We start from the raw sequence: 515 nt of genomic DNA, 5'->3' as shown, positions 1-515 counted from the left end.
CCGACCGCGACGCCTGCGCCGAGCGCCTGGCCACCGCGCTCTCGGAAGGCCGCCTCGACCTCGCTGAATACGAACACCGCCTGGACGAGGCGATGAGCGCGGTGGTCGTCGGGCAGCTGCGGGCGCTGACCGCGGACTTGCCGGAGCCTCCGCCGCCGGCCGAACGCGAGGAATCCGAACCCGCGGCCCTCGGCTCCGCGCGCTCTGCCCTGGTATCGCCGTGGAAGGACTGGGTAGACGAGTGGCGATGGTGGCTCGGCGGCGCGGTCATCATGACCGGCATCTGGGGCGTCACAAGCGCCATGCACGGCGATGTGCTGCCGTATTGGCCGCTGGTTCCGCTGGGGATCTGGGCGGCGATCCTGATCGCCGCCGCCATCTGGCCCGATGAGAGCACCGGGTCACGCACATGAGCGTCACCGCTCCGGCTGGAGGGATCGACGAGTATGGATGATCAGCAGTTGCCCCCGGACCAGATGCGGGCTGCCGACACCGACCGCGACGCCTGCGCCGAG

The 515-nt window shown here is 70.9% G+C and carries 1 protein-coding gene; it reads left to right on the top strand.

Annotated elements, in window-relative coordinates:
• On the top strand, positions 1-413 hold a 413-nt coding region (locus LP52_RS25450), incomplete at its 5' end, for a DUF1707 SHOCT-like domain-containing protein (RefSeq protein ID WP_040276967.1).
• Positions 414-515: the final 102 nt, after the last annotated feature.

It is taken from the genome of Streptomonospora alba, assembly GCF_000826685.1.
GTDB lineage: Bacteria > Actinomycetota > Actinomycetes > Streptosporangiales > Streptosporangiaceae > Streptomonospora > Streptomonospora alba.
The sequence above is the reverse complement of the archived record's forward strand: the minus strand, read 5'-3'. Positions and strand labels throughout refer to the sequence as shown.